The sequence below is a fragment of the Veillonella fallax genome (assembly GCF_020687175.1).
Classification (GTDB): Bacteria; Bacillota; Negativicutes; order Veillonellales; family Veillonellaceae; genus Veillonella; species Veillonella fallax.
In genome coordinates this window covers 1-4,657 of the sequence record NZ_JAJEQD010000037.1, presented here as the reverse complement: position 1 = coordinate 4,657, position 4,657 = coordinate 1, and the positions used below count along the sequence as shown (strand labels likewise).

The 4,657-nt window shown below is 36.5% G+C and carries 4 protein-coding genes; 3 read left to right on the top strand and 1 reads right to left on the bottom strand.

Features of this window, described 5'->3' with window-relative positions; genetic code table 11:
• The first annotated feature begins 25 nt into the window (after positions 1 to 25).
• Positions 26 to 1,375 (top strand): bifunctional DNA primase/polymerase, encoded by a 1,350-nt coding sequence (locus LKD20_RS09470; protein ID WP_227721606.1) that lies wholly within the window; start codon positions 26 to 28, stop codon positions 1,373 to 1,375.
• 114 nt (positions 1,376 to 1,489) lie between these two features.
• Here LKD20_RS09470 and LKD20_RS09465 read toward each other — a convergent pair whose 3' ends face one another.
• Positions 1,490 to 1,798 carry an efflux RND transporter periplasmic adaptor subunit gene (locus LKD20_RS09465; RefSeq protein WP_227721605.1) on the bottom strand — a complete coding sequence of 103 codons (309 nt, stop codon included), beginning with the start codon at positions 1,796 to 1,798 and terminating at the stop codon, positions 1,490 to 1,492.
• A gap of 195 nt (positions 1,799 to 1,993) precedes the next feature.
• Between LKD20_RS09465 and LKD20_RS09460 the strand changes: the two genes are divergently transcribed.
• Entirely contained in the window at positions 1,994 to 3,454 is a 1,461-nt protein-coding gene (locus tag LKD20_RS09460) for a MobA/MobL family protein (protein ID WP_227721604.1), read from the top strand.
• Between the two features lie 809 nt (positions 3,455 to 4,263).
• Complete coding sequence (locus LKD20_RS09455; protein ID WP_227721603.1) at positions 4,264 to 4,593, top strand: hypothetical protein; 330 nt, start codon at positions 4,264 to 4,266, stop codon at positions 4,591 to 4,593.
• Positions 4,594 to 4,657: the final 64 nt, after the last annotated feature.

The following is a 4,657-nucleotide window of genomic DNA, read 5'->3' as shown; positions in this document are numbered from 1 at the left end:
TCGTGGAAGATAGTGAGTTACAGAAATGGCGAAAATTTTAACAGAAAAACAACTGTATAAAGCTAAAGTAGAGTGGTTTAAAGATAACGAATATGAAGAAGTGGATCCATTAGACTTTTATCGTGAAATCTTTCCAGTAGGCTCTTTTCAAGAACAAGGGAATACAGAGCGTAAATCAGGCAATGGCATGCTTGTGTATAAGAATGAGCATGGGCAACATTGGCATAAGCTTATTTTTGATGACTTAGCAGAAATTCCTAATTGGTATGGAATAGAAGATGTATATATTCGGAGTGCTAGCTTCATTGGGAAGAACACGAAGAATGAAAATGCGAGTATGATCTATGCTCTTGTGTTTGATTTGGACGGACAAGGTATCACAGAGCTTCAAATGGTTACGCAATTTATGCGTAAAGGTACGAACATCCCAAAGGCTACGTTTGTGGTACTAAGCGGACATGGACTGCATTTGTACTATGTACTAGAAAAGCCTATTCGAGCGACGATGAACAATATTCGTAAGCTCAATAAACTCAAAGAGGGCATGACAAAACTCATCTGGAACCGCTATACCTCTAACATTGAGAAGATACAATTTCAGTACTGCCTGCAAGGCTTTCGTATGGTAGGTTCTGCGAGTAAAATGGGGAAACGCTACCCAGTTCGAGCCTACCGCTTTAGTGATGAGCATTACACGATTGAAGAGTTGGTATCATGGATACCAAAACTCAAAGAGTGGGACGAGTACCGCATTGATATGACGGAACGTGATACCGTTCCTAAAGACACGGCTAAAAAGCTATGGCCCGACTGGTACGAGTATCGTATCAACCAAGGAAAATCAAGCAAGTGGCATATTAAACGTGACCTGTATGACTGGTGGAAAAATAAGATTGTTGAGGGGGCAACCTATGGACATCGGTACTTCTGCTTAATGTGCTTAGCGATTTTTGCCATTAAATGTGATGTTTCAGAGGAAGAACTGAAACGTGATGCTTTGGAATTGGTTCCGATTTTAGATCGCTTATCGAATGATACGGATCCAAAATCTAGGTTCACGGAAGAAGATGCCTTATGTGCGTTACATGGCTATCGAGATAACTTTAAAACGTGGGGCAGAGATAAATTATCGTTAGTATCGGCAATACCTATGCCACCAAATAAACGAAATTATCGTACTCGATCTGAACATTTGAAAGGTGCTAGAGCGTTACAAGAAATCTACAATCCAAATTGGAGAAATACAGAAGGTAGACCTAGTAAAAAAGAGCAAGTTAAAGCATGGCGGTTAGTTAATCCAAATGGCAAGAAAATTGAGTGTCATAGAGATACAGGGATAGATCCAAAAACAATTCGTAAATGGTGGGATAATTAATTCTTGACTTGAGATTTTTGCTAAGCAATTTGAAAAATTGGTGTACTAAAATCTCAAGTGAGCAAACGAAGTGCGGTAGAAATAAAAAAGCTACAGGTAATCCTGTAGCTTTTTTTATTGTACTTTCCATTTAGAAAAGTATTCTTTTAAATTTTCTTGATTTGAATTTGATTTATGATTTTCTAAATCAAATTCACCACCAGTTAGATATTCAATATAAGCTCCGATTTCGATCAATCGTTTAGTGCGAGCTGCACGAGCTTTTTTATTTTCTAATGCTTTAATTTTTCTTTCTAATTCTTGTTTTGCTTTTGCTTTTTCACGAGCTAGTTTTTTCATTTCTGCAACTCGTTCTTTGGCATCTTGTTCACGCTTTTTTGCGTTCTCTAATTGTCCTTTTAATCGGTCTAATTCATTAGCCATAATATTCCTCCTCGTCATATAACTTTTAACCATTATACCGAATAAAAGGTTTTGCATGCAACTTCGTTGTATGCCCCCTCCTAATGCTATATACTTATGATAATTAATCATGAAGTTTATAGCATAATTTTAGGAGGGCGCACTTAGGACTTAATTTAAAAAATTAAGTCGTGCGTCCACTCCGTGGAGGGTTTAATGGCACTATATAGATTATCCGTTAAAGTAGGTTCAAAAGGTAGCGGTCGAGCTCATTTTGACTATATATCTGGAGACGGAAAATATAAACGTATAGGTACGGAAGATGACATTAGATTAACACGATCTAATGGCATTCCGTCATGGGCAAAATCTCCACGAGATTTTTGGAAAGAAGAAGAAAAAGTCGGAGACGGTTTTCGCAAAATTGAACTAGCTTTACCAATCGAATTAGAACAAAAAAATCAAGAACAATTAGTTGAACAATTCGTTAGGTACAATCTTAAAGATTATCCATGTACGTATGCTATTCATGATAGTAAAGACGGAAAAAACCCTCATGTTCATATTATGTTTTCAGAACGTAAGCGTGTAGAAAATCGTGAAGAACCGAGCCGTGAAAATTTTTTCAAGAAATCAAGAACACGAAAAGACGGCACAGTTAGTGGTGGTTATGCTAAAGATACAACGATAACCAAAGGTGCAGGACGAAAACAATGGTTGTTAGACTTAAGGCAAGATTGGGAACGAGGTCAAAACATTTATTTGGAACGTGCTAATACTCCTGCACGTGTTGATTGCCGTTCTTTAAAAGACCGAGGTCTTGATCGTGTTCCTCAAATTCATGTTGGAGCTAAAGCGTGGCGAATGAAAGAACGTAGTGAAAGGTTCTGCGAAAATATGGAAATCATATCCGCTAATACGAATATGAAACGTATTTCTGCAGAGCTTGATGAACTTCATCGTTCGATAGAACGAGTTGAAGTTGAATTGCGTGATATCTGGATTGAAAACTTATCTAATACTCATAAGCCGACTAATCGAGAGCCAGAAGGTGAAGGGCTTACTCTTGGTGTATATGGTGTTAGTGCTTTGACGTTCTATTCAAATGGAGTTGTTAGTGACTGTTGTGGAAGGAAATATGAGGCTAGTGATATTGCTAAATATCAGATTGGTGAGGAGCCTCGACTTCGTATAAGCGATAAGGCTTGGAAGATTACTGATGAGGCTAGAAAAGAACGATATATTCACTCAATCGAGCGTTCAAAGTGGCACAAAGAAGAACAGATGAGCAGGCGTGATGTTCTTGATAGCTTGCAGAAATTAGACGCAGGTTATGGCATTCACAGTGATATTAGATCAGCTCGCTTGAATAGTGAGGGCATACAATTGGAAATAGACCGCCTTATTTCGCATCCAAGGTGGGTAGAAATGCTTGCTAGTGTTAATAGACGTGAATTTGACTTTCAAAGACTTGTAGGCGAAATTTCGAAAAATAAAGCCTTTATTCAAGAATATGGCACGGATCTAGTCAGAGACCTGTGTTCCAAGCAAAAAATTCAAGAACCACTAGAGCTACGTTATGGAACAAAAGTTTTACCTAGAGTGGTGCGTGAACGAAGAGCAGAAATAAAACAAAGGACAAAAGAAATTACTAGAGATGATGGTATGAGCCGTTAAACTTTTTGAACGGAAACTATTAATGCGTATTTAGTAACTGGTGATATACTATAGTTAGGCAAAAGAAGTGAAGATACATCTAACATGTATGCATGCAAAAAAAGCACAGATATAAAGTCTGTGCTTTTTTTTTGTGCATGTATGACGTAGTGTGATATAATTAAATTAAGCTAGAAGTTGGATAACTTCAGATAAAACAACAAAAACCCACGGTGGCTAGACCGTGGGTTTTTTACTTTTTATAGAGAGCTACCTCTTGGGCTAGTTACTCGCTAGTATCACCTGTCTAACCACTTGCAAATGTAGTAGCTAGTTACACTTGCCATGACAGAGATTAAGAAGTTGGATAATATCTCCAAGATAAAACACCTCCTATCTGTTGCCAAATTGGAGGGAGCAACGATTAAATTATAGCAGTAATTCAAAGCGATGTACTAATCTTAATTCATGGCTTAACTATGTCAATCTTCGATAGACATACGTTAAGTCATGAATGCCATTTTTCTACTTTGTGTGCCAATTACATCGGATCCATATTTCTATGGCAAAATATGGATTTTTATATAAAAGTATGTAATCATACATGTTTTGATATAAAAGTTCATACTTTTATGGTTTCTCCTCTATCTTGTGGTGCAGTAAAAAAATAGGGAAAAACTTATTGATAATATAAGTCGGTGTTGCTATACTAAAAATAGGGAAAAACTGTATTGATAATATAAGTCGGTATAGGGGATACTATCCCCATATTTTTTATTTATTCTAAAATAGGGAAAAACTGTATTGATAATATAAGTCGAGATAGTGCTATGAAAAAAATTAAATTTGTATATGTAACAGATAACACACTAGATTATGAAAGACATTATTTTGGAATTAAAGTAGAGGATAAAATTTATACGAATAGACAAGGTCATGGTTGGGTTATGGGGCAAAGAGCTAATAAGCCATTATTTCTTGAAGGTAATAATGATGTTAGTTTTAAATTATTACCAATGAAGTATATGACTAAATATTGGGCTCGTCTTTATAATTTTTGGGCAGAACAATTGGGTGAGCCTTTAACTAATGTTCGTAGGTATAAAAATAGTCGTGAAGAGGTTCCAGTTCCTGATTGCCCAGTATATCGTGGAAGATAGTGAGTTACAGAAATGGCGAAAATTTTAACAGAAAAACAACTGTATAAAGCTAAAGTAGAGTGGT